The 25769-nt window shown below is 71.2% G+C and carries 20 protein-coding genes; 11 read left to right on the forward strand and 9 right to left on the reverse strand.

Translation table 11 applies throughout. The features are described 5' to 3' along the window. Positions 1 to 35: 35 nt before the first annotated feature. Together WMF24_RS17460 and WMF24_RS17465 are read right to left on the reverse strand one after the other, a co-directional pair. Positions 36 to 1280, reverse strand: coding sequence for a glutathionylspermidine synthase family protein (locus tag WMF24_RS17460; RefSeq protein ID WP_437737549.1), 1245 nt, complete (start codon positions 1278 to 1280; stop codon positions 36 to 38). Continuing rightward, positions 1277 to 2128 carry a DUF350 domain-containing protein gene (locus tag WMF24_RS17465; protein ID WP_437737550.1) on the reverse strand — a complete coding sequence of 284 codons (852 nt, stop codon included), beginning with the start codon at positions 2126 to 2128 and terminating at the stop codon, positions 1277 to 1279. Before WMF24_RS17465 ends, WMF24_RS17460 begins: the two co-directional genes overlap by 4 nt. A gap of 234 nt (positions 2129 to 2362) precedes the next feature. On the opposite strand from WMF24_RS17465, the gene WMF24_RS17470 reads away from it, so the two are divergent. The 5 genes from WMF24_RS17470 to WMF24_RS17490 all read left to right on the forward strand — a co-directional run bounded on the left by WMF24_RS17470 (position 2363) and on the right by WMF24_RS17490 (position 6812). Beyond that, positions 2363 to 3316, forward strand: a complete 954-nt coding sequence (locus WMF24_RS17470) for an STAS domain-containing protein (protein WP_437737551.1) — start codon at positions 2363 to 2365, stop codon at positions 3314 to 3316. Positions 3317 to 3396: 80 nt separating this feature from the next. Further along, positions 3397 to 4344 carry a hypothetical protein gene (locus tag WMF24_RS17475; protein ID WP_437737552.1) on the forward strand — a complete coding sequence of 316 codons (948 nt, stop codon included), beginning with the start codon at positions 3397 to 3399 and terminating at the stop codon, positions 4342 to 4344. Continuing rightward, the gene (locus WMF24_RS17480; protein WP_437737553.1) at positions 4341 to 5696 is read left to right on the forward strand and encodes a hypothetical protein; all 1356 of its coding nucleotides are present in this window, start codon (positions 4341 to 4343) and stop codon (positions 5694 to 5696) included. The genes WMF24_RS17475 and WMF24_RS17480 overlap by 4 nt, the downstream gene beginning before the upstream one ends. A 2-nt stretch (positions 5697 to 5698) precedes the next feature. Beyond that, positions 5699 to 6271: a hypothetical protein gene (locus WMF24_RS17485; protein WP_437737554.1), complete on the forward strand. Its 573-nt coding sequence runs from the start codon at positions 5699 to 5701 to the stop codon at positions 6269 to 6271. A 118-nt stretch (positions 6272 to 6389) separates the two neighbouring features. Beyond that, on the forward strand, positions 6390 to 6812 hold the full coding sequence (locus WMF24_RS17490; RefSeq protein ID WP_437737555.1) for a hypothetical protein: 423 nt from the start codon (positions 6390 to 6392) through the stop codon (positions 6810 to 6812). A gap of 389 nt (positions 6813 to 7201) precedes the next feature. Here the strand turns inward: WMF24_RS17490 and WMF24_RS17495 are convergent, their stop codons facing one another. Then, positions 7202 to 7987: a hypothetical protein gene (locus WMF24_RS17495; RefSeq protein ID WP_437737556.1), complete on the reverse strand. Its 786-nt coding sequence runs from the start codon at positions 7985 to 7987 to the stop codon at positions 7202 to 7204. A 265-nt stretch (positions 7988 to 8252) separates the two neighbouring features. Between WMF24_RS17495 and minC the strand changes: the two genes are divergently transcribed. From minC to WMF24_RS17510, 3 genes are all read left to right on the forward strand, one after another. Next, entirely contained in the window at positions 8253 to 9089 is an 837-nt protein-coding gene (minC, locus tag WMF24_RS17500; RefSeq protein ID WP_437737557.1) for a septum site-determining protein MinC, read from the forward strand. Positions 9090 to 9676: 587 nt separating this feature from the next. Next, positions 9677 to 10222: a hypothetical protein gene (locus tag WMF24_RS17505; protein ID WP_437737558.1), complete on the forward strand. Its 546-nt coding sequence runs from the start codon at positions 9677 to 9679 to the stop codon at positions 10220 to 10222. A gap of 227 nt (positions 10223 to 10449) precedes the next feature. Then, positions 10450 to 12030: an MSCRAMM family protein gene (locus tag WMF24_RS17510; protein WP_437737559.1), complete on the forward strand. Its 1581-nt coding sequence runs from the start codon at positions 10450 to 10452 to the stop codon at positions 12028 to 12030. A gap of 27 nt (positions 12031 to 12057) precedes the next feature. Here the strand turns inward: WMF24_RS17510 and WMF24_RS17515 are convergent, their stop codons facing one another. After that, positions 12058 to 13809 (reverse strand): ABC transporter substrate-binding protein, encoded by a 1752-nt coding sequence (locus WMF24_RS17515; RefSeq protein ID WP_437737560.1) that lies wholly within the window; start codon positions 13807 to 13809, stop codon positions 12058 to 12060. Positions 13810 to 14111: 302 nt separating this feature from the next. Here WMF24_RS17515 and WMF24_RS17520 point away from each other — a divergent pair, with 302 nt between their 5' ends. Beyond that, positions 14112 to 14783: a cyclase family protein gene (locus WMF24_RS17520; RefSeq protein ID WP_437737561.1), complete on the forward strand. Its 672-nt coding sequence runs from the start codon at positions 14112 to 14114 to the stop codon at positions 14781 to 14783. Between the two features lie 159 nt (positions 14784 to 14942). On the opposite strand, the gene WMF24_RS17525 is transcribed toward WMF24_RS17520, so the two are convergent. Then, positions 14943 to 15908 carry a DUF4423 domain-containing protein gene (locus tag WMF24_RS17525; protein ID WP_437737562.1) on the reverse strand — a complete coding sequence of 322 codons (966 nt, stop codon included), beginning with the start codon at positions 15906 to 15908 and terminating at the stop codon, positions 14943 to 14945. A gap of 109 nt (positions 15909 to 16017) precedes the next feature. Here WMF24_RS17525 and WMF24_RS17530 point away from each other — a divergent pair, with 109 nt between their 5' ends. Further along, positions 16018 to 16716: a hypothetical protein gene (locus tag WMF24_RS17530; protein ID WP_437737563.1), complete on the forward strand. Its 699-nt coding sequence runs from the start codon at positions 16018 to 16020 to the stop codon at positions 16714 to 16716. Positions 16717 to 16780: 64 nt separating this feature from the next. Here WMF24_RS17530 and WMF24_RS17535 read toward each other — a convergent pair whose 3' ends face one another. Together WMF24_RS17535 and WMF24_RS17540 are read right to left on the reverse strand one after the other, a co-directional pair. Then, positions 16781 to 18466 (reverse strand): hypothetical protein, encoded by a 1686-nt coding sequence (locus WMF24_RS17535; RefSeq protein ID WP_437737564.1) that lies wholly within the window; start codon positions 18464 to 18466, stop codon positions 16781 to 16783. A 205-nt stretch (positions 18467 to 18671) separates the two neighbouring features. Next, positions 18672 to 19109, reverse strand: a complete 438-nt coding sequence (locus WMF24_RS17540; protein WP_437737565.1) for an NADAR family protein — start codon at positions 19107 to 19109, stop codon at positions 18672 to 18674. Positions 19110 to 19367: 258 nt separating this feature from the next. Between WMF24_RS17540 and WMF24_RS17545 the strand changes: the two genes are divergently transcribed. After that, a complete protein-coding gene (locus tag WMF24_RS17545; protein ID WP_437737566.1) occupies positions 19368 to 20144 on the forward strand; it encodes a hypothetical protein in 777 nt (258 codons plus the stop codon). A 151-nt stretch (positions 20145 to 20295) separates the two neighbouring features. On the opposite strand, the gene WMF24_RS17550 is transcribed toward WMF24_RS17545, so the two are convergent. Both WMF24_RS17550 and WMF24_RS17555 read right to left on the reverse strand, forming a co-directional pair. Next, positions 20296 to 21099: a hypothetical protein gene (locus tag WMF24_RS17550; protein ID WP_437737567.1), complete on the reverse strand. Its 804-nt coding sequence runs from the start codon at positions 21097 to 21099 to the stop codon at positions 20296 to 20298. A gap of 552 nt (positions 21100 to 21651) precedes the next feature. After that, entirely contained in the window at positions 21652 to 25686 is a 4035-nt protein-coding gene (locus WMF24_RS17555) for a protein kinase domain-containing protein (protein WP_437737568.1), read from the reverse strand. Positions 25687 to 25769 lie beyond the last annotated feature (83 nt).

The raw sequence follows: 25769 nt of genomic DNA on the forward strand, positions 1-25769 counted from the left end.
GCGCCCCGGCCGTACGCCGTCTTGTACAATGTACCCTACCGCACGAGGGCCGGCGCGCTCAGCGCGCTCGCGTCGGTCATCCCCGCCTGGACGCGCGCGTAGAGGCCGCACGCCTCGCCGGCGACGAGGTAGACGCCGTAGTTGACCGACTCCCGCCGCTCGTCCTCCAGCGCGGCGAAGTACCGCTGCGCGATCCACCGCCCCTCGCGCGCCTTGGCCAGGGCGGCGCGCCAGACGTCGTCCGGCGTGTGGCGCCCCAGGATCACCTCTTCTCCCTCGGCGCCGTAATCGCTCTTCAGGACCCACTCCTCGCGCTGCGCGAGGAGCAGCTCCGGGTGCACCGTCTCGAGCCGCGACGTCACCGGGACATACCGCTCTATCACCGACTGCGCGCGCGGCGAGAAGCGGTGGATGTGCTCCCACATGAACGCCATCGACCGCTTGTTCTGCGGCAGCACGGCGCCGAGCGGGTTCAGGATCGCGACCCGCCCGTCGGCCGCGGCGGTGAGCACGGCGCCGAGCGGGCCGACGAGCGGCTCCGGGTCGGGGATCTGCTCGTCGGTCCACACGCTCGATCGCTCTCCCCACCAGTCCGTCTTGTAGTGGCGGAGCAGCACGGAGAACGGCATGTCGAAGAGCGACAGGCCGCGATCGTCGTGGCCGAGGTTGTACGGCGAGCCGAGGATCACCGCGTAGCCGCGCTCCTCGAGCCAGCGCCGGTAAAGGCGGATCACCGACAGATCCTCGGTGAACTCCGTCGGGTACACGAAGCCGAGGCGCCGCGTCGCGGCCTCGCCGAGCAGCGCGCGCGCGACCTCGTCCACCATCGCGCAGAACCTGTCGCCGAGCTCAAGGTTCGGGTCGCGCGCGCCGGGGTGGTCCGGCGCGGCGAGCGCGCTCAGCACGACCGCCTCCGCCTCGCCGGTCGGCGTGTCGCAGTTCAGCTCGGCGATCGCCGGGCCCTCGTCGGTCAGGAAGACGTCCGCGCGCGCGATGCCGTGCCACAGCGGCTGCGACGAGAGCCACATCGCCTTCTGGCACGGCGTCATACAGAAGAAGTCGTCGAGCAGCGCCGGCTCGTCCGCGACGATCAGGCAAAGCTCGTTGTAGACGGCCGCGACCTCCTCGGCCGCCCGGTAGAGCGCGCGCTGCTCCGCCGCCGTGACGAACACGGGCTCTTCGCGGAAGCGCGGCGCGCCGTCCACCCACGGGTCCGTGATCAGGCCCGTCTCGACGATCTTCGCGGCGAACGCGTCGTAGGCGCGGAGGGCGTCGCTCACAGGAGGCGCGCGATGGCGATCGAGGTCGCGAGGTAGGTCGCCGCCTCGAGGGCGCCCATGCCCTCGTTGCGCTCGGCCGCGATGCCGGCGTCCAGCCGGCCGCCGCGCAGCGAGAGCGGCGCGCCGAGCAGCAGGCTCTGCACGAGGAGCTGCCGGACGGGGTAGAGGGCGAGAAGGTAGAGGAGCACGCCGCCATAGCCCTTCAGCGAGACGAAGAGCCCCTCGAAGTCGCCCTCGAGCGCCCTCGCGATGAGGATCGCCACCGCGATGGAGGCGCCCGCGTAGCTCAGGGCGGCGGCGAGGTTCTCGCCCTGGATCTGCTCGGCGTCGTCGTACGTGGTGAGCGCCCGGAAGAGCGAGATGAACACGTGGAGCGTGACCTGCGCGAGCACGAAGAAGCCGAGGGCGATCGCGAGATCGCCGAGGTCCTGCCCCGCGATGGCGCGCGACGTGATGAGCCCGGTCGCCACGTAGTGCGCGCCGGCCGCGAGGCCCGCCGCCGCGTTCCCCCGCTCGATCTCGGCCGGCAGCCGCGCCCTGAGAAGGAGCCTTATCCCGAGGTGGCCGGTCGCGATGACGAGGAGCAGACCGACGACCGCGAACGCGCTCACCCAGAGCAGGTCGCGCGCGAAGCTCGACCCGTCGAGGCAGTTCTTGACGGCGTTCGCGGCGACGAGGAACACGGCGAGGACCTGGCCCACCGTGAGCAGCCGCCGCGCCGCGTTGCTCTCGGTGAGATCGCGCGCGACGGTGTGCGCCGGCGAGAAGATGCGCTGCCCGATGCGCAGGAGGGCGAGCAGAGCGAGCGTGGTGCCCAGCCCGAACCCCATGACGTAGGACAGTGCCATGGGCCGCACGCTACAGAACGCGCCGCACCGTCACAAGCCCGGCGCTACCCCCCGCGCCGCGCCGAGGGCAGCCCGGGCGCATCCGCAGCGCTCGCCCGGTCCGCGGCCTCCGCGCCTGTGCGCTGCCTTTCTTGCGGTGCGCGCGTGGCTCCTCTATCCATCCCTCCGGGGCCAGGGGTCGCTGCTGCGCAGCGGATCACGCGAGACCAACGCCTCTGGACCGCACGCACGAGCATGGTACACACCGACCCTCCCGGAGCCCCTCACGAAGCGCAGACGATCGAGGAGCTCCGCCGGGAGAACGAGAGTCTCCGGCGGCGCGTCGCCGAGCTCGAGGTCCCCGCGCGCCGCTTCCAGGCGCTCTACGACGGGGGTGTCGTCAGCGTCCAGATCTACCGCGACGGCTACAGCGCGGAGGGAAACCCCTGCTGGGACAGGCTCTGGGGGCTCCGTCCTGAGGACGTCCACGGCAAGTATTCCCTCCTGGAGGACGCGCAGGTCGCTGCGGGCGGGTTCCTGCCCCTGGTCGAGCGGGCCTTTCACGACGGGGAGGCCGTCAGGCTGCCGACGATCCGGTACGATGCCGTCGCGCTGACCGGGTACGGCGAAGTCCGCTGGGTGGCGTCGGCGCTCCTCCCGGTCAACGGGCCTGCGGGGCCGCGCGAGGTGATCCAGCTCCACATGGACGTCGGAGAGCTCAAGCACTCGGAGGAGGAGCTGCGAGCCCAGAAACAGCAGCTGGAGGCGGCGGTCGCCGAGCGGACGGCCGAGCTGGCGGAGCAGCTCCAGGTCCGCGAGGAGCAGCAGCGCGCCATCGCCGCGCTGTCAACGCCCGTGCTCCGCGTCTGGAGCGGTATCCTCGCCGTGCCGCTGATCGGCCACATCGATCCGGACCGCGCCGCGCGTGTCCTCGAGGTGCTCCTGCAGAGCATCGTGGCCACCAGCGCGGAGCACGTCATCATCGACGTCACCGGGGTGCCGCAGATCGACGCGCAGGCGGCGAGGTACCTGCGCGACACGGTGCGCGCCGCCGAGCTCCTCGGCGCACGGTGCATGATCGTCGGGATCTCGGGCCACACGGCGCGGCTGCTCGTCGAGTGCGGGCTCGATTTCGAGGGGGTCCCGACCTTCGGCACCCTGCAGGAGGGACTGCGGCGCCTGCTGTCCCGTCGCCCCGGGGCCGAGTAGGCGGGTTTGCGGGGCGGACCGACCTTTGTGATATGGGTAGGCTCTCCGGGCACGTGCGGCCCGGCTCCCGCGGCGCACCCATGGTCGAACCTCCTCACGACGCAGCCATCGAGGGCACTCAGGGCATTCAGGGCATCTACGCGCGCCCCTACATCGACCTCGAGCCGTACCTCGATCTCTCCGCGCTCGACGAGATCCACGAGGAGATCTGCCTCGGGCTCACGCAGGTGCCGATCGACTACACGGGCGGCAGCCACCGCGCGATGGGCATCATGCCCCCGTCGCGCCTCGGCGAGGCGCTCGCCGACTACGGCGAGGTGATCCGCGCCCTGAGCGACGACGACTTCCGCACCTTCCAGCGCCTCTCGGACGACCCCAGCGCGATCGACCCCTCCGCGCGCGACAGGCTCGAGTTCGGCGAGGAGCGCGAGATCCCGCTCTCGCGGCGGCAGATGCTCTGGCTCAAGTTCCGCCACGGGGTCTATTTCCCCTGGAAGGTCTATGTCGAGCTGATCCCGAACCGCACCTGGAGCGACAAGAGCCGGAGCGAGGGGAAGGACTTCACCCGCCTCGCGCGGTCGTTCTTCCCGAGGACGATAGCGCTCGTGAAGCGACTGCCCTTCTCGTCGGTAGGGCGCTGCAACATCATGGGGCTCGAGGCGAACGACCACGGCACGGTGCACAGGGACGGGGAGGGGACGCGGGGGGACGGTGGCGAGGGGGGGCAGCGCGAGCCCGACCATTTCATCACGCTCTGTCCGGCGGGCAACAAACGCCTGTTCCTTTGGGACGAGCAGGCGCAGCGGAAGGTGCCTGTCGCCGGCCGGGCATACTGGTTCAACGATCACGACTACCACGGCGTCGAGGCAGACCCCTTCTTCAGGTACTCGCTGCGCATCGACGGCACCTTCGCGCCGGAGCTCATCGAGGCGCTCCGGCGCGACCATGCCGTCCGGCCCGCGCCGCCACCGTCGCCGCCACCGTCGACCGCGCGCGCGCCTCGCGACGCCGAGGAGGCCGCCGCGTGAGCAAGCTGGAGGAGCCGTTCGAGCGGGCCGAGGTCGTCGACTCGCCCGGGATCGTGGGCTCCCGCTGGTGGCACAAGGGCCTCGTGGACGCGCCGAAGGACGCGTCGCGGCGGAGCGCGATCATGGTCGCGCTCGGCGTCGTCGGGCTCTCCGGGGTGGCGGCAGCGCTCGCCGTCGTGGCGGACGGGTGCTCGGGTGACGACACCGAGGTCCAGAGGAAGCGCGCGCTCGACATGCAGCGGAGCTTCGGCTGGAGCTTCGGCGCCGCGCAGGAGAGCGTGACGTTCGACGGCGAGTCGAAGAAGCCGTTCGACAAGGGGGCGCTCGCGAGGATGTCCACGGACCTCCGGCCGGCCGACGAGTCCCTGCGCGCCTACTACGTGCCCTCGCTGTTCGAGTCGCCCTACGCGGCGCCCACGCTCGTCCCCGAGGGCGATCCGGCGCCCGTGACGCCGCTCGGCACGGTGCTCCGGCCGATCTTCACGCCGGCCATGGACCGGGCGTACCGGAGCGGCAAGGCGCTCGCGTCCCTGCTCCTCGCCGCCCGGACGCCGAGCGGCCTCCGGCGCGACATCGCTGTCCTCGTGGACCTGGACGGCCCCGAGTCGGTCGCCTTCGCCGCCGGCGCGGCCGAGGCGTTCGAGCCGGTGTTCACGTTCGACAACTGGCCGCACCCGCGCGGCGTGGTCAAGGCGCACCTGACGCTCGCCGCGGCGGCGTACTACCAGCCGCTCTTCGCCCGCCCGCCATCGGGCCCCCGCGCGACGATGCTCGTCCTCGATCGGCAGCGGCTCTCGGCGTACTCCGACGACGCGACGCAGTTCGACAACCGGTATGTCGCGAGGCTGCCGGCCGCCGATGCGCTCTGGGCCCGCGGGGTCCGTCACGTGCTGTACGTGGTGCCAACGGAGATGGATGCCGTCGAGTCCGACGACCTCAACGACGACCTCGTGGCCTACCGGATGCGCCAGATCGACGTGGGCATGATCGCGGCCAGCGTCTTCTCCGCGGACGCCGGGGAGCCGACGCCGGCGGGCGCCACGGACGAGTGGCCTCCATACTACTATGGCGGTCGCGCCGCGACGCACGGCTGGTTCTGGGTGGACTATCCGTGGGGCCCGCCGCCCGCGCCGGTGCCCGTCGAGCCGGCCGTGCGGCGGCCGGGCAAGCACTACGTGCCGACGTCGCGCGCGACGCCGTTCTCGGGCACCTCGCTGGGCGGGGCGCAGCCGGTCCCGGAGACCTTCGGGACGGTGCCTGTCGTCGTTGCGCTCGGCACCGGCGCGATCCTCGGCGCGGCGCTCAGCCGGAGCGGCTCGTGGAACCGCGCCTCGGGCGGGTACGGAGGCTGAACGTGGAGCACTCGATCTTCGCGATGGAGGTGTGCGCGCGCATGGACCCCGGGAGCCAGCTGCAGCGCACCCTGCACGGGTCGATCCTGACTCAATACAGGACGTTGAGCCTGAACCAGAAGTGGCACCAGTACCGCCGCGCGCAGGTGGCGCTCCTCTCGAACCTGCACGTCCTCGAGAAGGGGTGCTGGGATTACTTCGACGACAACTCCCGCGCGCTCAACGATTACGGCATGTGGTCCCGCGGCATGATCACCGAGGAGGGCGCGCGCAAGGGCCCGTCCGGCACGCCCGACGCCTACCGCGGCCAGCCGCGCTACCTGACCTTCACGATGGCGTTCCTGCTCGTCCAGGGCTCGCCGACGGATCGCATGCTGCGCGCGGTCTGCGACGTCCCGCAAAACCGCCTCTGGCGTCGCGACGTGTTCGGCCACATCCTCCAGAACCTCGGACACGTGAGCTTCGCCAGCGTCAAGTCCGACGTCATGTACCTGATCCCCCGGGACGAGGGGTGGGCGCTCACGGCCGAGGATCTGAAGGATCCGAAGTTCCACTACCTGCGGCAGATCGTCTAGGACGTCCAAACGCTATCCGAACGGCAAACCCGGCCGGGCGATCTGCGGGCGCGAATGTTGCTCCGGGTGTCTACGTGCCGAGCATATGTGCTCACACGCAACATCGGGAGACTCATGCATGAAACGCTCGATCGTGTCCGCCTCCATCGCTGTCGGTGCTTCGGCTATCGGCGCATTCATCCCCTCGGACGCGCTGGCCACCCCGACAAACCTCACGATTGTTAACCACACGCAAATAACCGTCGCGTGTGCGACGGTGAGCTTCGCGGAGGGAGTCTGGACGACGCACCACTGGAGGGTCATCAAGAACGGAGAGAGAGATAATGTATCAGGCGACGCTGAATTTGCTTACTGCGAGCAGCTCGGCGGCGGACGAATCTGGTCTGACTCGCCGAGCAGCAACTTCTGCGTTTCGGATCGCGGTGGTTACACCAACCCGATCTTCCGCAGCGACGACGCTGAGCGGTGCAACAGAATCGGGGGCATCATGCGGCCCTTCAAGATCCTCCCCGGCGGCTCGCACACCTGGTTCCTCGAATGAAATCGTGGACCTTCGATACTTCATGAATCACCGCATGATGAACTCCTTTCCGGCCAGCCTTGCCTGGTCGCAGCGTCCTCGCGAGCCAACGAATTCCAGGCGCTATCCGAAAGAGCTTCGCGTGGCCGCACCCCATCGTACAGCCTCGTGTGGACGGGTCGACGTGACGCCCGTGCGGCCATTTACCTGGGTCCATCTGCCGTGGGATGTTGGTGAGCAGCCTTTAGCCTCCTGCGCCAGCGTCTCGTGCCGTTGACTGTAACTGGCCAGAGCGCCGATTGGGCTGATCAGCCGAGAAATGCACCGTCAAGGGCGCCAGGGACGTCAAGACTCTGTCTCTTCTTGGCGTCCCTGGCGCGCTTGGCGGCTCGAAATCCGGCTCGTCAAGTCTAGAACCACGTCTCCCAGCGCCCACGGTCGATCTCCGCGGCGTGCACGGTGGCGGAGATTCGGTCGCGGTCGCCTGGGAAGGGCTGTATCTGGTGCAGGCGGTAGCTGTCGATGACGAGCGCGCCGCCGGGGCTGTAGCGCGCGACGAGGCTCCGGGCGGCGCGCGCCTCGTCGGTCGCGTCGTCCCGCCCGTCGTAGAGGACGTCCCACAGCTTGAGCCCGCCGTCCGCCTCCGGCAGATCGAGCATCACGACAGCGGTGATGGCGCGGAGCCGCCGGGCAAGGTGGTAGTCGGAGAGCCCCTCCGTGTCGAAGTGGACGACGCCGCCCTCGCGCGCGACCTTCTCCCCGGCGGGGAAGATGTGCACGCCGGGCCCGCAGAAGCCGCGCCGGGGCTGCGCGAGGCCGCCGGTGAGCGCCGCGACGAGCTCGCGCATCCGGCGCTGGAGGCCGGGGAGGTGGCGCTCGACGCGCGCGTCCGAGGCGGCCGCGTCGGCGAAGTAGAGACGCGAGCGCCCGGTCTCCAGGTGCGTGTAGAAGGCGCGTCCCAGCGAGAACTGCTCGCCTCCGAAGTCGGCGGTCCACTCGGCGCGGGCGGCGCGGACCCCGGCGATCAGCGCGGCGCGCTCCGGCTCGGAGAAGACACGCGGTATCTCGAGGGCGAAGTGGCGATCGAGCGCGTCGATCGGCGGGGAGCCCGCGCACGGGGAGGAAGCGGACGGCGAGGGCGACGGGCGGAGGAGGGAATCGAGCCGCAGTACGGAGGCGCGGCGCTCGGCAGGCATGGCCAAACCACCGTTAGCACCCCCCGAGGGGGCCAGCCAACCGGCGACGCGCGGCCGCGGGGCGCGCGTCGCCGGGCGCGGGCGGGGACGTGGACGCGAGCGCGCGTCGACGTCCCCGCCCGCGCGACGCCCGCGGCGCCAGGCGGTCTTTCCCGCGCGCGCCGGCGGATCCGGTCGGGAGCGCCGTCCGGTTTTTCCCGCGCGCGCTGCCGGATCCGGGGTACAGTGCCGCCGCGGAAGCACCTTTTTGCGAGCGAGGACAGCGATGGTGTCGGGCAGGCGAGGGGAGAAGCGGCAGGAGCAGCAGGCGTTTGCGCTCAAGGGCACGATGCCCGCCATCACGATGCTCTGCCTGAAGACGGCGGACGTCTCGGCCGTCGAGCGTCAGCTCGCCCACCACATCTCGCAGATGCCGCACTTCTTCCTGCACCTGCCGATCCTCCTCGACCTCGAGGCGCTCGGGGACGAGCACGTCGATCTCGGCGCCCTCGCGCACCTCCTGCGGAAGCACAACCTCGTTCCCATCGCGGTGCGCAACCCGACCGACGCCCAGCGCGAGCGCGCCGTCGCCGCCGGCCTCGGCGTGCTGCGGACGCCGCTCTCGCGCGCGCCGCGCCAGGCGCCGGCCGAGGGGAACACGCCGACGCCCGCGCCCGTGGCGGTGGGGCCCGCGGCAGCGGACCGCGGCGCCGGCGCGACGGCGGATCGCGGCGCGGCCGGGCCCGCCCGCCGCCAGCGCGAGGCCGCGCCGCCGCCCGACGCGGCCGAGCCGCCGCCGGCCGGGCTCACCGTCCGGCACCCGGTGCGCAGCGGGCAGGTCATCTATGTGCCCCACGGCGACCTCGTTGTCCTCTCGCCTGTCAGCTCGGGCGCGGAGCTCATCGCCAACGACAACATCCACGTCTACGCGCCGCTCCGCGGCCGCGCCATGGCGGGCGCCCACAACAACGCCGACGCGAGCATCTTCTGCATGAGCCTCGAGGCGGAGTTCGTCTCCATCGCCGGCCGCTACCTCATGGCCGACGAGATCCCCGACGAGCACCGCGGCAAGCCCGCCCGCATCTCGGTGCAGAACGACGGCCTCGTCGTCACGCGGCTCTGATCTCGGTGCAGAACGACGGCCTCGTCGTCACGCGGCCTTGATCTCCGGCTGAGCCCCGCCCGGCCGTGAGCCGGCGGCGCCTGGGCTCCCCGAGCTGCGCTGCGCGTGAGGCGCACGCCCCGGACGAGCGCGCGCTCGTCCCGGCAGCGTTCGCCGTCACGTCGCGGCTCGCGCGCCGCGACGTTCGTTCGGCTCGAACGCCCTCCGCCGGGTTCGAGCCGGCCGACACCTGGCGTCCGGACTGCCGTCGGCGCACGCGCGACAGAACGCGACGAGGACATTGGGGCGAGGACGATCCCTGTACGCCAGCAAGATGGCGAGTTTGGACAAGCAGCCTTTTTGTCCAGCGCGACGAACCCGAAACAAATCCAAGGCTCGAAATAGCTCTTGCACCGGCGCAGTCGTGGAATAGCTTACCGCTCGCTGTCGCGCAGAGCTCAGTCGAGCGCGCGACCGCTCTTGGGCCCGCGGAGGCCGGTGAGCAGGCGATGAACGTCGCTGGAGCGCACCTGCCGATGTGGAGCCGTGCGCCGGGAGAGCTGCCCCGGCGCTGGATCGTTCCTCTGTGGTCGTGATGGGAGGGTTCCATGCAGAAGTTGCTTGTTTCTTCGATCGTCATCGTCGCCGCGTCGTTCTCCACCAGCGCCATGGCGCTGGACATCAGCGTGAAGAAGACGGTGGTGATCGAGTACGATCGTGAGGACGTCGAGGTAGGCACGCTGCGGTGTGATCCGCCGCAGTACAGGGCGGACGAGGAAGGCGAGATCCTCGGCTATCCGACGGAGTGGTGCGAGTACATTTGCAAGTGGAAGAACGCCGCCGAGCTGCCGCTGACCGCCAACCTCTATCTCTGGGAGAAGCAGAAGTCCGGCCACTACGACTGCCGGGAGAACTCCAAGGAGTCAATCGCCACCTACGTGATCAACAGTCCAAACCAGGTGAGCAAGGGCTTCGACTACAACAACCAGAAGAAGACGATCAGGGCGCTCTCGGCGGCCGCGACGGGCGCGGGCGACATCTACGGCACGGTCAGCTTCCGCGGGCTCGGCTACACGAACTACGGCATCCACATCGCAGACGGGGAGGCGGAGGAGCCGGAGGAGCCGGAAGAGGAGGAGGAGGGCGAGGAGTAGGCCACCGAGCCCTGATCCTCGACGCGCGCCCCGGAGCGCCGCAGGGCGGCGGCCGCCGGCTGGAGCTCCCGGGACGCGTCCGGGAGCTCCGGTGACGGCCGCAGCGCGCGATCCGGTCTGCATCGGGCAGGGAGCCGCCGGCGGGCGCCGGCGGCTCTCCCTTTTTGTGCGAGGCGTCCGCCGCACGACCGCGCGATCGCCCGGGTACGCCACCTGGAGACTCGACGATGCAACAGCACAGCTCACCGACAAGCATCCTTCATCGGTACTTTGCCAGGCTCCTCCTGCTCGTACTGCTCGCGAGCGCGGCCGCGGTGCTGCTGCTGGCCCGTCCCGGCGCCGAAGGGACCCTCTCCGCGAGCATCGAGGCCGAAGGCGAGACACCGAAGAAGGCCTCCACCTACCGGAACCGGGCCGTCCTGAGGCCGGCCGCGCCGCCGGGGCCTCGCGATCCCGAGCGCCCGCGGATCGTCGGGGGCGTTTACGACACAGACGGCAACGCGCTCGCGGGCGCGACCGTCATCGCCACGACCTTCGAGATCGCCGGCAACATCCCCTCGGCCGCGGGCTCCGTGAAGAGCGATGAGCGGGGGCGCTTCGAGCTCAGCTTGCCGGACGGCACGTACCAGCTCAAGGCCGACCTGGCCGGCTACGGCCCCACGAACGCGGTCGCGCACGGCGGCGACACCGTGAGCCTCGTGCTCTCGCGGAGCGGCGTCATCACCGGGCGCGTCCTCGACGAGCGCAGGGCGCCGGTGCGCCGCTTCACCATCGATGTGCTCTCCGACATTCCCGACGACGTGCCGGCGCCGCCGCCGATGTACTCGAGCACGTTCGACAGCCCCGATGGGTCGTTCCGCATCGACCAGATCCCGCTCTGGGACGTGATCCTCAAGGTGACGGCCGAGGAGCACGCCCCGACGTTCTCCGATTCGCTCTACGTCGAGGCCGGCGACACGGCGACGGTGGAGCTCTCGCTCTCCCGCGGGTGCCCCCTCTCGGGCAGGGTGGAGGACCAGGAGGGCACCCCGCTGCCCGGCGTGTTCGTCGACGCCGAGGCGCGCCTCGGCACGAGCTCCCTGAGCGAGCTGGCCATGAAATCCTCGGCCGACGTGCAGCAAACGCAGACCGGGGAAGACGGCACCTTCCAGCTCGATCATGTGCCCACGGGCGACGTCCGCGTGCGCGCTTACGACGGGAGCCACGCGGTGACCACGCTGGCCATGGCGATCTCCGACTGTGGCAAGGTGGAGCCGGTCAAGGTCGTCATGTCTCCCGGCGGCAGCATCAGCGGCGTGGCGCGCCGCGAGGACGGCTCGCCGATCCCCGGCGCGAAGCTCACGCTCCTGGCCCGGTCCATCGGCTTCGTGAGCGCCATGACCGACGCCGAGGGGCGCTTTCACGTCGACGACCTCCCTGACGGCATGACGCGCATCGAGCTCCGTGAAGGGACCCGGGCGACCATGGTGTCCGTGAACCTCAAGCAGGGTGAGTCGGTGAAGCGCGATATTTCCCTCTTCGGAGCGGGCACCGGCGAGCTCCGCGGGCGCGTCACCGCCGGAGACAGGCCCCTCGCCGGGATACAGCTCATCATCGCCACCAACCGCGGCCGCGCGCGAGGCTTCGAGCGTCACATGCCGGTGACGGACCAGGACGGCGCCTTCCGGGTGCCCTCCCTCGCCGCGGGCAACTACGTGATCAGCGCCACGGGCACCGCGGTGGGCCAGGCGGTCAGCGTCGACGAGGGCGGCGTCACGGCCGCGAACCTGGACGTGACGCCGAGACCTGTCTCCGAGGACACGAACTGAGCTGCGGCCCCCGCTCGGCCGGCGCCGTCACCTCGGCCGGAGCTCGACGAGGACGAGCAGGTACTCCGGCGCGCTGTTCGGCGTCAGCTTCGCGTACGGGTTCTCCAGGGTGGGGAACCCGGTGAACCGCTGCGTGCTGTACTCGCCCCAGGACGGGTTCTTGAAGAGCGGGATCACCGGCGCCGTCTCCACGAAGATCATCTGAAGCGCGTCCAGGATGCGCCGCTGCTCGGCCGGGTCCGTCGCCCGCTCGAACGCGTGGAACAGCGTGTCGGCCTCCCTCGCGCCGAACCGGTGCCAGTTGCGCGCGGCCATATCGCCGACCGGCTTCACGAGCTCCGCGCTCATCAGATCGCGGTAGAAGTTGTACGGCGTCGGCTCCACGGTGGTCCAGCCCATCGCCAGCTCGAACATGCCCTTCTGCAGCGCCTCGTAGAAAGCGCTGAAGTCGTACGTCCTCATCGACGCGTCGATGCCGATGCTCTGCAGGTTCTGCGTGATGATCTGGACAGCGCGGACCCAGTCCGACCAGCCGCTCACCACGTTGATCTCGAAGCGCAGCGGCTTTCCGTGCCTCGTCCGGATCCCGTCCGTGGCCCGCGGATACCCCGCCTCGTCGAGGATCTGGTTCGCCCGCTGCACGTCGAGCTTCACCCAGTCGCCCGCCTCCACCGCCTTCATGTTGCGGAACTGCTCGTAGGAGTCGTCGAGCCCGGTCGCGTCCGCGCCGTGCGTGTAGTTGTCGGCCGCGACCTTGACGATCTGGTCCCTGTCGATCGCCATGCTGATCGCCTTGCGCACGCGCACGTCGTCGAACGGCTTCCTCGTGGCGTTCGGGTACAGCGTGGCCGTGCCGCCCACGAGCGGGAACCAGTAATGATGGTGCGCCGGATCCTTCGCGACGAAGACCCGCTCGATGTCGGGCACGAAGGCGCCCGCCCAGTCGATCTCGCCGTTCACGAGCGCCAGCGTGACCTGATCGTTGCCGGGGTACGCCGGAAAGCGCAGCCCGTCGACCGCCGGCTTGCCCTCCTGCCAGTAATGCGGGTTCTTGCCGAGCTCGTACACCTGGTTCTGGAACGTCTTCACCTCGGTGAAGGGCCCGGTCGCCACGGGGTTCTCGTTCGGGAACGTGACCGGATCGGCGACGTTCTTCCAGACGTGCTCCGGCACGATCGGCTGGTGGCCGATGTAGCTGAGCCCGGGGACATAGGGCCGCTTCAGCGTGAACTCGACGACGTTCTCGCTCTCGGCCGCGACGCCGCCGAGGAACTTCCATATCCCCGCGAGATCGAGCGCGGGGTGCTTCCTGAGGAGCGCGAACGTGAACGACACGTCCCTCGCCGTGAACGGATGACCGTCCGACCACTTGACCCCGGAGCGGATCGTGAACGTGAGCTTCTTGTTGCCCTCGCTCCACGCGTATCTCGTCGCGAGCCACGGCGTGTACTCGTGCCTCATCGTGTTGTAGATGAGCAGCGGCTCGTGGATGCCGGCGACGGTCGGGAAGCGCGAATTCCCCTCGGGGAGCAGGGGGTTGAAGTTGCGCACCCAGGTGGCCTGCTGCTCCCTGGCGATCGTGACCACCGCGCCGCCCTGCGAGGGCTTCGCCGCGGGCAGCGGCGACGGTGGCGTGGGGGGCGCCGCCGTCCCCCGGTCGAGGGCGTCCGGTGCGACCGGGGTGGCCTCCGCCCTCTCCTTGGAGCAGCCCGCCGCGGCGCCGGCGGAAAGGAAAAGCGCCGACAGGATGAAAGCGCGACGCGGAACAGCTCGTTTCATCCCAGGCATAAGGTTCTCCACACGGGCGATTCCGATCCCCCTGCGATGATCCATTTCGATCGCAATGCTCTCCGGCCCAGCGCCCGCCGAGGCGACACCGAAGGCGCCCGCCCCGAGGTGCCTCGGGCCGGGGGCTTCATCCCCGAATCACACTCTATCGGCCTGTGTGCGACCATGTCAACTTGCCCGATTTCTGGACGTCCTCGCGCCTTGCCGGCGAAGCTGCCGGCGGCCAGCGACCTGACCGGGCGACGGAGGCTCCGTCGCGCCGCGATGGTGTCGAGGCCCCCCAAGGAGCGACAGTGACGACCTCCCTATCACGACGCCTCGTCGATCTCAGCCACACCGTCGAGCACGGGATGACGACGTACCGGGGTGTGCCGGCCCCCGTGATCTGCGATTTCCTCTCGCGCGAGCAGTCGCGCGCGGTGTACGCGGAAGGCGTCGAATTCCACATCGGCCGCATCGACATGGTCGCGAACACGGGCACCTACGTGGACAGCCCGTTCCATCGCTATGCGGGCGGCAGGGATATCGCCGACCTGCGGCTCGAGTCGCTCGCCGATCTGGAGAGCGTCGTCGTCGAGGCGCGGGACCGGCCCGCGCGCGCGATCGACGCGGACGCGTTCGCCGGGCTCGACCTCGCGGGCAAGGCCGTCCTCGTGCGCACGGGCTGGAGCGAGCACTGGCGAACCGATCGCTATTTCGAGGGCCACCCGTTCCTCACGCGCGACGCGGCGCGGCTCCTGGCCGGCGCGGGCGTCGCGTTCGTCGGCGTCGATACCTACAACATCGACGACACGGCGGACCCCACGCGGCCGGTCCACTCGATCCTGCTCGGCGCGGACATCCCGATCTGCGAGCACATGACGGCGCTCGACGAGCTCCCCGCCGCCGGCGCCCGTCTCTTCGCCGTCCCGGTCAAGGTCCGCGCCTTCGGCACCTTCCCGGTCCGCGCGTTCGCGATCGTGTGAGCCGCGCGTGAGCGCGCGATTCGTGGGAACCTTCGTGGAAATGGTGTGATTCGTGTGAACCGCGCGCGTCGCGTGGAAGCGTGGAAGCGTGGAACGTGTGCATCGTGGATCCCTGCGCCGATCGCGGCACGGCGGGATCGTCGCGCCGTCGTGAGCGGCTCAGTCCCCGTCGAGCGGGAAGAGCTGCAGGTTGGCGACGACGACGCGCTCGGGCGGCCGTGACTCGGCGATCACCGCGCGCATGTTCTGGTAATAGCTCACGTGGAGCTCGGACAGCTTCGCGAGGTCGGCCTCGGAGACGGTGAAGACGTTGAACGAGAAGCGCCCCTCTGCCTTGCGCGAGAGGCGCTCCAGCCCGACGCCGGCCCAGAAGCACTTGAGCCGGTGCTCGGCGTCCGGGTCGGGGCGGGTGTCCACGGTCCGGATCGGCGCGACGCTCCACCGCCCGCGGCTCCTCCGGATCTGCCCGGCCTCGGCGAGCCGCTCCAGGCAGCGCGCCTCGTCCTCGACGGGGAACCCGAGCCGCCGCGCGATCCACCCCGGCTCGTGGCGCGGCAGCGCCTTGTACGACGGCATCTCCAGGGCGAGGAGGATGGCGGGGAGCAGCGGCTCCTCGTAGACGGCGCGGCGCTGGGCCTCCAGCGTGCGCCACGCCGCGCTCGCCGCCGGGAGCGCCGCCGGGTCCGCGAAGAGGGCCACGAAGTCGAGGAGGCGCAGCGAGCACGCCTCGACCATCCGCAGGAAGTCCGGCAGCCGCGGCTCGGCCTCGCCCGAGAGCCAGCGCGCGACGGCGTACCGGCTCCTGCCCGCGCGCCGCGCCACGTCGACGATGGGCGACATCCCGCGCATCTCGGCGAGGAGCGCCGCCACGCCCTCCGCCGACGCCGGGTCGGTGTGCGCGAGCCACGCCGGCTGCGACGGGAAGAAGCGCCCCACGGCCCCCGCGACGTCGACACCAGCGCGCCGCGCCGCCGCGAGGAACGTGGCCGCGGTGGGCCAGCGCCGCCCCGACTCCCACGTGTAGACGACGTTCGTGCGGAACCCGAGCCGCCGGCTGAAGGCGCGCTGCGAGCGCCGGCCGCGGAGGGCCCGGATCAGCTCCTGCGCGAGGGATTCGTGATCCATGTATCGCAGATTCGCACATGGATAGGCCCAGTTGCGGTATGAAATGTGCGAAGCTGAGCTGGCGCCGCCCCGCGGGCGAACGCAAGGTAGGCCGCAGGAGGATCGGAACATGCGCGATCGGCGTTGGCTTTCTTTGGGGCTCGTGGCGGTGACGAGCGCTGGGCTCTTCGGGTGCATCGATGTCGCCGGCGGCGGCCCGAAGAGCGGCCAGATCGGCGGAGTCGAGGGCGGCGAGATCGCGTCGGGGTGCCACGAGGAGGGGGAGGCCATCGCCGCCGACGCGGTCTCCCCGCTGGGCTTCTCGGCCGAGGACGTGGTCTCCGCGCTCTCCGGCGAGCGCTCCGCCCCGCTCACGTGGGCGAAGGGCGGCAGCACGACCGCGACCCTCTCGCTGGGCGAGATCATCTCCGCGCGCTTCGTCCAGTCCACGACGCCGCCGAGCAGCGGATCGGGCGGCGCCGAGCTGGCGCTCGCCGTCGACTGCGCCGATCACCTGCAGATCGAGGTCCCGCTGGCCTTCGCGACGGAGGACGGCGCGTTCGACGAGACGTTCACGGTCACGCTCAGGGCCCTTCAGGCCAGCTCGGCGAGCTTCACCTACAGGATCGATCTCGACGCGCTCCAGGGCACGTACGAGGTCACCGAGGTCAACCCGGCGGAGTTCAGGAAGGTGTTCGTCTACCTGAATGGCACGCTGAGCAGCACCGGCGTGGACGGCGTGATCAGCGGTGTCGCGGAGAGCCACCCCACGAGCGACGGACCGGACGGGATGGTCTCGGCGCAGATGTTCAACGTGGCGGAGTTCTGAGGCGACGTGTCAGCCGCTGCTCGGTGAGCGCGGCGCGACGCGGTGTGCTTTCGCGGCGCGCTGCTTACTTGTTCCTCGCCTCCGCGGCCTTCGCGGAGGCGATGTAACGCCGGACCCCGTAGACGGCGAGCGCTGCGCCGGTTCCGAGGAGCTCGACGCCGCCCTGACCGCCGAGCGTGAGCTCGAGCCCGCGGTCGCTCGGCGCGAGCGTCAGCGAGAGCAGCGTCGGCGAGGCGCCGAGCGCGCTGAGGCTCGCCGCCGCGGCGCCGTTGACCAGGCCCGCGAAGGTCTGCCGATCCACGTGGACCTCCAGGTGCGAGGGCGCCTTCGCGCGCGCCCGCGCCTCGGCGAACGACGGGCTCGCGCCCAGCGATTCTTTCTCCTTCCCGAAGCGCGCGGTGACCTGAGCGAGGAACTTGCGGTCGCCGGCGCCGATCAGCACGAAGCCTGGCCTGGATTCGGCCCTCAGCTCGTTGTGGGCGTCGAGATCGTCCGCCACCCATCCCGGCCTGGTCTTGACCTTCTTCGATGTCCGCTTCATGTGCGCGGCGACCGCGTCGAACACCTTCTTCTGCGCCGCCGCGTCCGCGGTCGCGATCGCGATCAGCACGGCGCTGTGCCGGAGCGCCTCGTCGCGCCCGCCGCCCGCGAGGGCGAGCTTGTGCTTCGGATCCCGGTAGATCCCGACCGCGGCCTCGCCGCCGAGCGCCCTGTCCACGTCGCCGAGCTCGAGCCCGACCTCGGCGAGCGCGCCCGCGGCCGCGGCCGGAACGGGCCCGCCGGCGAGCCGGTCGAAGGTGGCGAGGACGTCGCGCACGGTCTTCCCGGGCGACCGCTGGAGGGAGAGCCCGAGCGTCATGAGGGCACCCGAGGGCAGCTTCGCCATGGCTCCATGGTCCGTCGCCGCGAGCACCGTGCCGAGGCGGGGATACTCCGGCCCGAGCGCCGCGAGCTCCACGTGGAGGTCGGGTGTGTCCTTGCTCAGCGGCAGCGCCATGAAGAGCCGTGAGCCGGGCTCGGGCGCGCTGGCGCCGCCTCTGCTCAGCCGGTGGAGGTCGAGCGCGAGCCACGGATCCTTCGCGCGCTCGGCCTGGAAGAGCGCGGAGCTCCTGAACGACGGTTCGCGCCGCTCCGCGACGCGCAGGGCCCTCGCGAGCGGCTCTGGCCGGGCGCAGAGGAGGGCGACCCGCGCCTCGGCGAGCCACGCGCCGTGGGCGATCGCCCTGTCGCTGTCGTCCCGGAGCGCGAATGTGCCGTCCTTGCCGTTCTCCCGCGGCAGCTCCTTCAGCAGCCGCTCGACCGGCGCCCCGTCGTGGAATTGCGCCGCCGCGCATCCGTGCCCGAGGAGCGCCCACACCGCGCCGCCCTGGGGCGCCTCGCCGCCGACGAACACGATGGCGCCGTCGAGCGACGCCGTGACGTCGCGGGCGAGGTCGGGGCTCACGCCGGGCTGGCGCGCCAGGGCCGCCGCGATCTCCTCGAGGAGCGCCTCCCGGACCACCGGCGCGCTCTCGAGGATCGCGCCGGCCTGCGGGAGGCTCGCGACCAGCACCGCGTCGCCCGGGACGAGGTCGACGAGCGACTCCACGCGTCGCGGCGCCGCGGGGGCGTTCGGCGGCGCGGTGGCCGCCGGCGCCGGGGTCGCGGCCGACTGCGACGGCGGCGTCGCCGCGGTGGTGCCTCCGCAGGACGCGAGCGCGACCAGCCCGGCCGCGGCGAGAAGTCTGGGAAAGGACAGGCGCCTTGACATGGATGCTCTCCTCATGGGCGGGCGTCCTGGTACACCCGACAAGCCCCCGCGTCTCCGTCAAAGCACTTGCTCCACGGGGCGCCGCGCTGTCCCGGTGGGCGCGCGCTCCGCCTGCATGGCTTGCGCTCCTGAAGCAGGCGCGCCTTCGGCGTCGTCCTCGCCGCGGGAGACGCGGGGCTGCCGAGGAGAGGGGCCCTGTCGGCCGTCAGCGACGCAGCGCCTCGCGGACCTCCATCAGGATCTTTCCCAGCATGTTCTTTCCGGTCCCGTCGCCGCCGTCGGCCCAGTAGGCGTCGTTTTTCGTGTGCTCGACGAGCTCGGCGTCTCCTGTCTCGAGCAGCGTGCGCCTGATATCCTCGTGCTGGGTGAACTTCGCCAGCACCACCTCGCGCATGATGTCGTCCTTCACCTGCTCCCAGTCCGGGCGCAGCGGCCGGCTCCGCTGTCGGCCCATGCGGGCCGCCTCGCCCGGGCCGGGGGCGTTGCGGATCTCCTCCTCGTGGCGGGTGCCGGGGAACTTCTGGGCCTGGAAGTAGTGCTCGCTCGTGGGCCACACCTTGCCTTTCAGCGTGACCGGGTGGGGCGAGAAGTTGGAGAAGCACCCGTGGGCGTCGCCGGCGCGGTAGAAGCGGATGGTGGCCATGGGCTGATCTTATACCCGACGCCGCTCTCCTCACGAAATCCCGCGCCGGCCAGAGGCATCTCCGCTCCTGCGCCCGCGGCCCGCGCCCGGCGTCCGACATCGGCGCGAGGCTCGGTGCGCGTCTGCGTCGCGGCCGAGCTGACCGGCCCGCGAAGGAGCATCGATGGCCTGGCGGTGCTTGTCGCGCAGTGTTTCGGCGCAGCCCCGCCGCGCGACACGCTCGAGCTCAGGCGAGGCCTGAGGTAAGCTCACCCACCCATGAGCCTTGTGGCCTCGATGATCTCTTGCCCCAACTGCGGGGCGCCGCTCTCCGTCGGGTCGGAGCAGCGCCACGCCATCTGCATCTTCTGCAACACGAGTCTCTTCGTCGAGCGCCCCGCCACCGGCGCTGCCGTCGCGCAGGTCAGGGCTCGGACCGCCTCGAAAGATGACATCGAGCGCGTCAAGCAGCTGCTCGTCGACGGCAAGCGCGACGAGGCCATCGACCACTACGCGCGGGCGGCGTCGGTGTCCAGAGACGAGGGCGCACGGGCCGTGGACAACGTGTTCCTCTCGGCCTACTGGACGCTCGTCCGACACATGCCGATCAACGGCTTCGGCTTCTTGCTCTACGCGGTCTTCATCGTCGGGGGCGTCGGGCTCGCCGCCTGGGCCGGGAGACAGGCTGTCGAGGCGCCGGCGTACCTGGTCCTCGTCGCGGCGGCGGGGCTCTTCGCTATCCTGCAGCTCGCGCGGTTCCTGCGGCACCTCGCCTCCACCTGGGTCGCGTCGTTCGGCGCGCTCGGCCGGGCGCGCGTCCTCCGCTGCTCGGTTGTGCGGCAGTTCCCGAAGCAAGATGGCTTCTTCGTCGTGGTCCTCTTCGAGGTCGTCCCCGGCGACGGCAGCCCGGCGTTCATCGACCAGGAGACCCTCTTCGTCGGCGAGGCGTCGCTCCGGAAGCTCTCGGCCGGCAACGTCGTCCGCGTGCGCTTCGACGGCCGCCGCGAGCTCGTCTTCCCGGTCAGCCCCGTCACCGTGCTGGAGACGGCGGCCTGACGCGGGGGGATCGCCGACGGGTCGCCGCCGGTCACGATCTCGCTGGAGGCGATCGTCGCCGAGAGCAGCCTGCTCGCCAGGTTCAACTTCGTCGGGACGGAATCGCGCGGCCGCTGTGCTCAAGAGGCGGCGTCGGGGCCGGTGATCTGCGTCAAGACGCCTGACGTGTGAAGCTTGTTCTGCTCGCTCGTAACTTTTTGGTACTCGGGTCGATCGCGAGGGCGACAGCCCGATAGCGCATTCCCGCTTTGATTCCGATATTGCCGACGCAATTGCTTTTCCAGTCCAGCCCGGTCGGGAGGATTGCGCCGGACTCGCAGTCTTGTAGTCCCCAACTCTGTCCGTATGTGTAAGGTGGCACTTGATCGCTAATCTGGAAGTAGATGGAGCTCAGAAATATGAAGGAGTCTTGGGATTGTTCATACGGCAAGATTAGTTCACCTGTTCCGCCGAACTCGGATAAATCGATGCTGACGGTGGCCGATTGAATGTTCTGTACTGCTCTTCTGACGAGTGCGTCGGATGCCTCGTGGAGCGCCGTCGCAGAAGCCGTCGAGCTCGCTGTCGCAGACGATCGAAGCAGAGCGTCTCTCGCCTCGCGAGATTCCAGGGCCTCCGTGATCGATGTGCGCACCAGGGTGATCACTTCCTGAGTCCCCAGAGCCTGAGCTCGCATCGCCTCGACGTAGTGCTTGACGTCAACTTGGGCGCCGAACTCCTGCGGTGGATACAAGACGTATGGACGGCGCCACAAGACCATGAAAAACGCCGTGGCTACTAACAGGGGAAAAGCAATCGCGAAAGCGCAGAACGCAGCTTGGACCATGCCCGAGGTCTGAGTGGCAGCGACCCCGGTAACTACTTCCGACAGCATGACGAAGGTGGCGATCACGCCAAGCGGCGTCATCCCACTAGATCGCTGCACCCGAGCTAAAGCCTGATCAGCACTGCTCATATTCCAACCTTAGGGTAGATCGGCTGCTCCTGGCGCGAAAGCGATGCGAGCACCGCCCTACGCTCAGCAGCGACGTTTGTGGGTATAAGTGGTCGAAGAGCCTGCCGCCGGCATGAGGTCGCCGTCCCCGACCTGCCCCGCGTTCTCACGGCTCCGCCAAGGCCGCAGGCGCCTAGCAGACTGTATAATGAATTTTTCAACATGGTCGTGGAGCATGTTGAGCCGCCCAGCGACGCAGTTCGGGGGCGTCCAGGACCAGGTAGTCGCGTGCCGATGCTCGTGAAGTACTTCGGTAGGACGGCGCGAAGATGCTCGCCGTCGTTTTGCTGGAGGCACCAGCCGCGCATTGGGGCCATGTGAACGACGAGCACGACCACGAGTTTCACCGCTCCGTGTGGGATGTACTCGAACTCACGACGCTGAAATTCGCCTGTGCGCATGAGCAAAATCTGAGGAGACGGGACCCAGGCGAGTCCGGCGGGGCCCCACCTCGCGCGACGAACACCCTCCCTGCGGCCGTGCGGCTCGGCACCACCTCTTCTCCTTCGCCTGCTACCCCAGCCATGCGCGCGCCAGCGCCAGCGTTCGCGCGTTCTCCGGCACGTTCTCCAGAAAGCACGCCCGCCACGCCTGGTTCGCGATCTTCCCCGCCCGCTCCAGCAGCCGGTCGCGCCCCAGCGCGATCGCCGCGCGCGCCCGCCGCGCGTCGCCCGACGCCGCCAGCGCCTCCGCGTGAACGAGGTAGACGAGCGACTCCCCCGTCTCCAGGTGCCCCAGCGACGTCACGACCGCCGCCGCCAGCTCCGCCGCCCGCCCCGCGAGCTCCAGCGCCTCCGCCGTGCGCCCCTGCGCGAGCAGCACGTTCGCGAGCGTCGCCAGCACGCACGGCGCCAGCGGCGGCATGTCCCCGAGCAGCTCGCACGCCCGCCGCGCCTCGGCCTCGGCCGCCGCGAGATCCCCCGCCAGCCGGAACGCCTCGGCCAGGTAGATGTACGTCCCCCCCTCGAGCCGCCGCTGCCCCGCCGCGACGAAGTGCCGCCGCGCCTCCATCTCCAGCGCCCGCGCCTCGTCGAGCGCCCCGAGGTGCAGGAGCGCCCGCCCCAGGTTCTCCTTCGCGTGCGCCACCGTGTTCCCCAGCGCCAGCCGCTCCGCGTCCGCCAGCGCCGCCCGCAGCAGCGCCGCCGCCTCGGCGTACGCGCCGAGCTCGTTGCAGAGGTGCCCCGCGTTGCTGCGCGAGCTGCACGCCATCCGCGCGTCGCCCGCCTGCGTGAACCGCTGCGCCGCCGCCTCGCACCGCTCCCGCGCCGTCCCGAGATCCCCCGCCAGGATCGCCCGGTGCACCCCGAGCCGCAGGATCGCCGCGCTCACCGCCGGATCCGCCCCGAACCGCCCCTCCACCGCGTCGATCCGCCGGCACAGCGCCGCCGCGTCCTCGCACTCGCCCCGCAGCACGAGCAGCCCGCTCGCCGCCTGCGCCATCACGATGAGCTCCGGCCCGCGCGCCGCCCGCTCCGACCAGCGCTCGCACAGCGCCCTCGCCAGCCTCGTCGCCGTCTCCTCGTGCCCCAGCGGGCAGGCCGCCAGCGCCACCAGGTTCGCCGCGCGGTACCAGCGGATGCTCCCCTCCGGCAGCGCCCGCATCGCCGCGACGGCGTGCTGCTCCGCCGACGCGAAATCCCCCCGGTAGCGGTGCGCCTCGGCCTGGATCGTCGCGATCTCCCCGAGCTCCTCGCCCGCCGCCCCGCACGCGATCGCGCGGTCGGCGCGCTCGATCGCCGCCGCGTAGTCGTTCCCCCCGAGCGCCTGCTCCGCCGCGCGCCGGTAGCAGTTGATCGCGCGCTCGCGCTCCCCGCCGATCTCGAAGTGCGTCGCCAGCACCATCGCGTCGGTCTCGCCCGCCCGCGCGAGCCACCCGCCCGCGAGCTGGTGGCCGAGCGCCCGATCGTCGTCGGTCAGCATCTCGTACGCCGCGTCGCGCAGCAGCGCATGGCGGAAAATGTATTCCACCTCACCGTGGAATTTTGCATCCGGCCTGCGCGCGATGAGCTCGCGCTGCTCGAGATCCGCGAGGCACGCGTCGAGCTCGGTCTCGTCCACCGGGTAGCCGAGGAGCGCCTGGGCCGCGCCGCGCCAGAACACCTCGCCGAAGATGCTGCCGGCGCGGAGAAGCCGCCGCGCCTCGGGCACGAGCCCCGCGAGGCGCGCCTGCGTCATCGCGAGCACGGTCTCGGGCACGCCGCCCGGGCAGCCCTCCATCGCCGCGCGCACGAGCTCCTCGAGAAAGAAGGCGTTGCCGGCCGAGCGCCCCACGATCTCCTCGACGACAGGGGCCGGCGTTGCCGGGCCGAGCGCCTCGAGCACGAGCCGCTCGCACGCCTTGCGCGACAGCTCCTTGAGCCGGAGCTCGGTGAGCGCCCGCTCCTCCCACAGGGCCGGGAACGCCTTGCGCACCTCGGGCCGCGCGAGCGCCAGCACCATGAGCGGCTGGTCCGCGAGCAGCCGGAGCGCCGCGTCGACGTACTCCACGGTGGGCCGGTCGCCCCAGTGCAGGTCCTCGAGCACGAGGAGGAGCGGCCTGGCCGCGCACTCGGCGCGGGCGAGCTCCACCCACGCCCACTGCATCTGGTCGCCCATGCGCTTCGCGTCCTGCCGCGCGGCCTGGAGCAGCACGCTGTCGTCGTCCGGGAAGGGCGTGCCCACCATCTCCCCGAGGAACTCGGTGACCGGCTGCCGGAGCTCTTGCGGCACGTGCGCCGCGACGCGCGCGGCGAGCTTTTGCCGCCGGGCCTCGAGCGGCTCGCCGTCGAGGAGGCGCGCGGCGCGCCGGACGATCTGGCCGAGCATGCCGAACGGCGCGCCGACGCGCATCGAGTCGCCGCGCGCCGTCCAGATCTCCACCGGACCCCCGCGCGCGGCGAGGCGCCGGACGAGCTCGTGGCGAAGGCGCGACTTGCCGACGCCGGCGGCCGCCGTGACGAGCACCGCGCGCGCCCCGGACTCCGCGGCGCACTCCTCGAGCGTCGCCTGCAGGAGCAAGAGCTCGCGCTCGCGGCCCACGCACGTCGTCGGCTTGCCGAGCAGCTTGCGGGCCTCGTCGGCGGCCTCGATCTCGCCGCGGAGGACGAGCCCGTCGTGGTGCCGCGCGACCTCGAACCTGTCGCTCAGCAGGGCCGCCGTCATCGGGTCGAGCAGGATCGGCGCCGCGCCGTCGGCCCCGTAGGCGCCATGGGCCGCGTCGGCGCCATGGGCCGCGTCGGCGGCGCGGCCGTCGATCTGCGCGGCGGCGCGGCCCTCGATGTGCGCGGCAGAGCGGCCCTCGAGCAGCGCGCTCGCGCGGTCGATGACCTGCTCCATGGGCTGCGCCCGCTCGATCTCGTCCCAGCCGGTCGCGAGGGCAACGCGCGCGCCGGGCAAGAGCCCGCGCAGCGTCAGGGCGCACCGCGCGGCGCTCGTGGCGAGCTCGGTGGGCGAGCCGGCGCCCGAGAGCACCGCCGCGAGCGAGCCGTCGCCGAGCAGCTCGATCTGCGCGCCGTGCCGCGTCACGACCTGCCGGAGCGCCTGCGCCGTGAGGCCCACGGTGTCGAGCGCGCGCCCGTCGCGCGCCTCGCCGAGCGGCATCGTCCTGTCGCGCAGGAGGCCGGCGGCGAGCAGGCCGCCGCCGAGGTCGCCGATGTCCGCGGCGAGGATCACGCTGGCGAGGCGCCGCTCGCGGCCGGTGAGGGCGGCCGACGAGGCCGGCGCGCTCGACGAGGCCGGCCCGGAGAGCTTCGCCTCGAGCGCCCGCAGCGCGTCGGCGACCGCGACGGCGTCGCCGGGCCGCGCGCCGGGCTTCTTGGCGAGCAGCCTCGCCACGAAGGCGTCGAGCGCCGGCGGCAGCCCGGGACAGAGCGCGCTCGGCAGCGGCGCCTCGTCGAACACCACCTTGGCGAGCGTGGCCACGAGCTGCGCGGCGGCGAACGGCGGCCGGCCGGTGAGGCACGCGAACAGGACGCACCCGAGCGAGTACAGGTCCGCGCGCGGGTCGATCTCCTGCTCGCCCGTGACCTGCTCGGGCGGCATGAACGACGGCGTGCCCAGCGTCTGGCCGGTGCGCGTCAGCGCGTACGTCGCGTCGTGGAGGTGGACGAGGCCGAAGTCGACGATCTTGACCTGGTCGAGCTCGCCCCGCGGCAGGAAGAGGTTCTGGGGCTTGATGTCGCGGTGGATGACGCCCCGCGCGTGCGCGACGGCGAGCCCCTCGGCCACCCTGGCCGCGAGCCGGAGCGCGGCGGTCGGCTCCAGCCGGCCGCGGGAGAGCCGCGCCGCGAGGTCCTCCCCGTCGAGCCACTCCATGACGAGGTAGGGCTCGCCGTCCGGCATCACGCCGTGGTCGACGTACCGGACGATGTGGGGGTGATGCAGCGCGGCGAGCGCGCGCGCCTCGCGGGCAAACCGCTTGAGCGCCTCGTCGCTCGGATCCCGCAGGAGCTTGACCGCCACCGGCTCGCCGGTCGCGACGTTCCGCGCGAGGTAGACGGTCCCGAGCGAGCCTGCACCCGCCCGCCGCTCCACCTCGTAGTGCGGTCCGATCCGCTGCCCCGGTGTCATTCCGGCAACAGTATCGCACGAGCGTACCGGAGCGAGCGCCACCGGTCCGGCGCGCCCCCCGGTCCAGCGCGCGGGGCGATCGC

This window comes from Sorangium sp. So ce1335 (assembly GCF_051521615.1).
GTDB lineage: Bacteria > Myxococcota_A > Polyangia > Polyangiales > Polyangiaceae > Sorangium.

Coding starts and splice junctions, on each gene's coding strand:
- WMF24_RS17525 (WP_437737562.1), bottom strand. CDS start 15,908: ATGGATCACGAATCCCTCGCGCAGGAGCTGATCCGGGCCCTCCGCGGC.
- WMF24_RS17515 (WP_437737560.1), bottom strand. CDS start 13,809: ATGAAACGAGCTGTTCCGCGTCGCGCTTTCATCCTGTCGGCGCTTTTC.
- WMF24_RS17465 (WP_437737550.1), bottom strand. CDS start 2,128: ATGGCACTGTCCTACGTCATGGGGTTCGGGCTGGGCACCACGCTCGCT.
- WMF24_RS17535 (WP_437737564.1), bottom strand. CDS start 18,466: ATGTCAAGGCGCCTGTCCTTTCCCAGACTTCTCGCCGCGGCCGGGCTG.
- WMF24_RS17550 (WP_437737567.1), bottom strand. CDS start 21,099: ATGAGCAGTGCTGATCAGGCTTTAGCTCGGGTGCAGCGATCTAGTGGG.
- WMF24_RS17470 (WP_437737551.1), top strand. CDS start 2,363: ATGGTACACACCGACCCTCCCGGAGCCCCTCACGAAGCGCAGACGATC.
- minC (WP_437737557.1), top strand. CDS start 8,253: ATGGTGTCGGGCAGGCGAGGGGAGAAGCGGCAGGAGCAGCAGGCGTTT.
- WMF24_RS17510 (WP_437737559.1), top strand. CDS start 10,450: ATGCAACAGCACAGCTCACCGACAAGCATCCTTCATCGGTACTTTGCC.
- WMF24_RS17490 (WP_437737555.1), top strand. CDS start 6,390: ATGAAACGCTCGATCGTGTCCGCCTCCATCGCTGTCGGTGCTTCGGCT.
- WMF24_RS17540 (WP_437737565.1), bottom strand. CDS start 19,109: ATGGCCACCATCCGCTTCTACCGCGCCGGCGACGCCCACGGGTGCTTC.
- WMF24_RS17505 (WP_437737558.1), top strand. CDS start 9,677: ATGCAGAAGTTGCTTGTTTCTTCGATCGTCATCGTCGCCGCGTCGTTC.
- WMF24_RS17530 (WP_437737563.1), top strand. CDS start 16,018: ATGCGCGATCGGCGTTGGCTTTCTTTGGGGCTCGTGGCGGTGACGAGC.
- WMF24_RS17495 (WP_437737556.1), bottom strand. CDS start 7,987: ATGCCTGCCGAGCGCCGCGCCTCCGTACTGCGGCTCGATTCCCTCCTC.
- WMF24_RS17555 (WP_437737568.1), bottom strand. CDS start 25,686: ATGACACCGGGGCAGCGGATCGGACCGCACTACGAGGTGGAGCGGCGG.
- WMF24_RS17475 (WP_437737552.1), top strand. CDS start 3,397: ATGGTCGAACCTCCTCACGACGCAGCCATCGAGGGCACTCAGGGCATT.
- WMF24_RS17545 (WP_437737566.1), top strand. CDS start 19,368: ATGAGCCTTGTGGCCTCGATGATCTCTTGCCCCAACTGCGGGGCGCCG.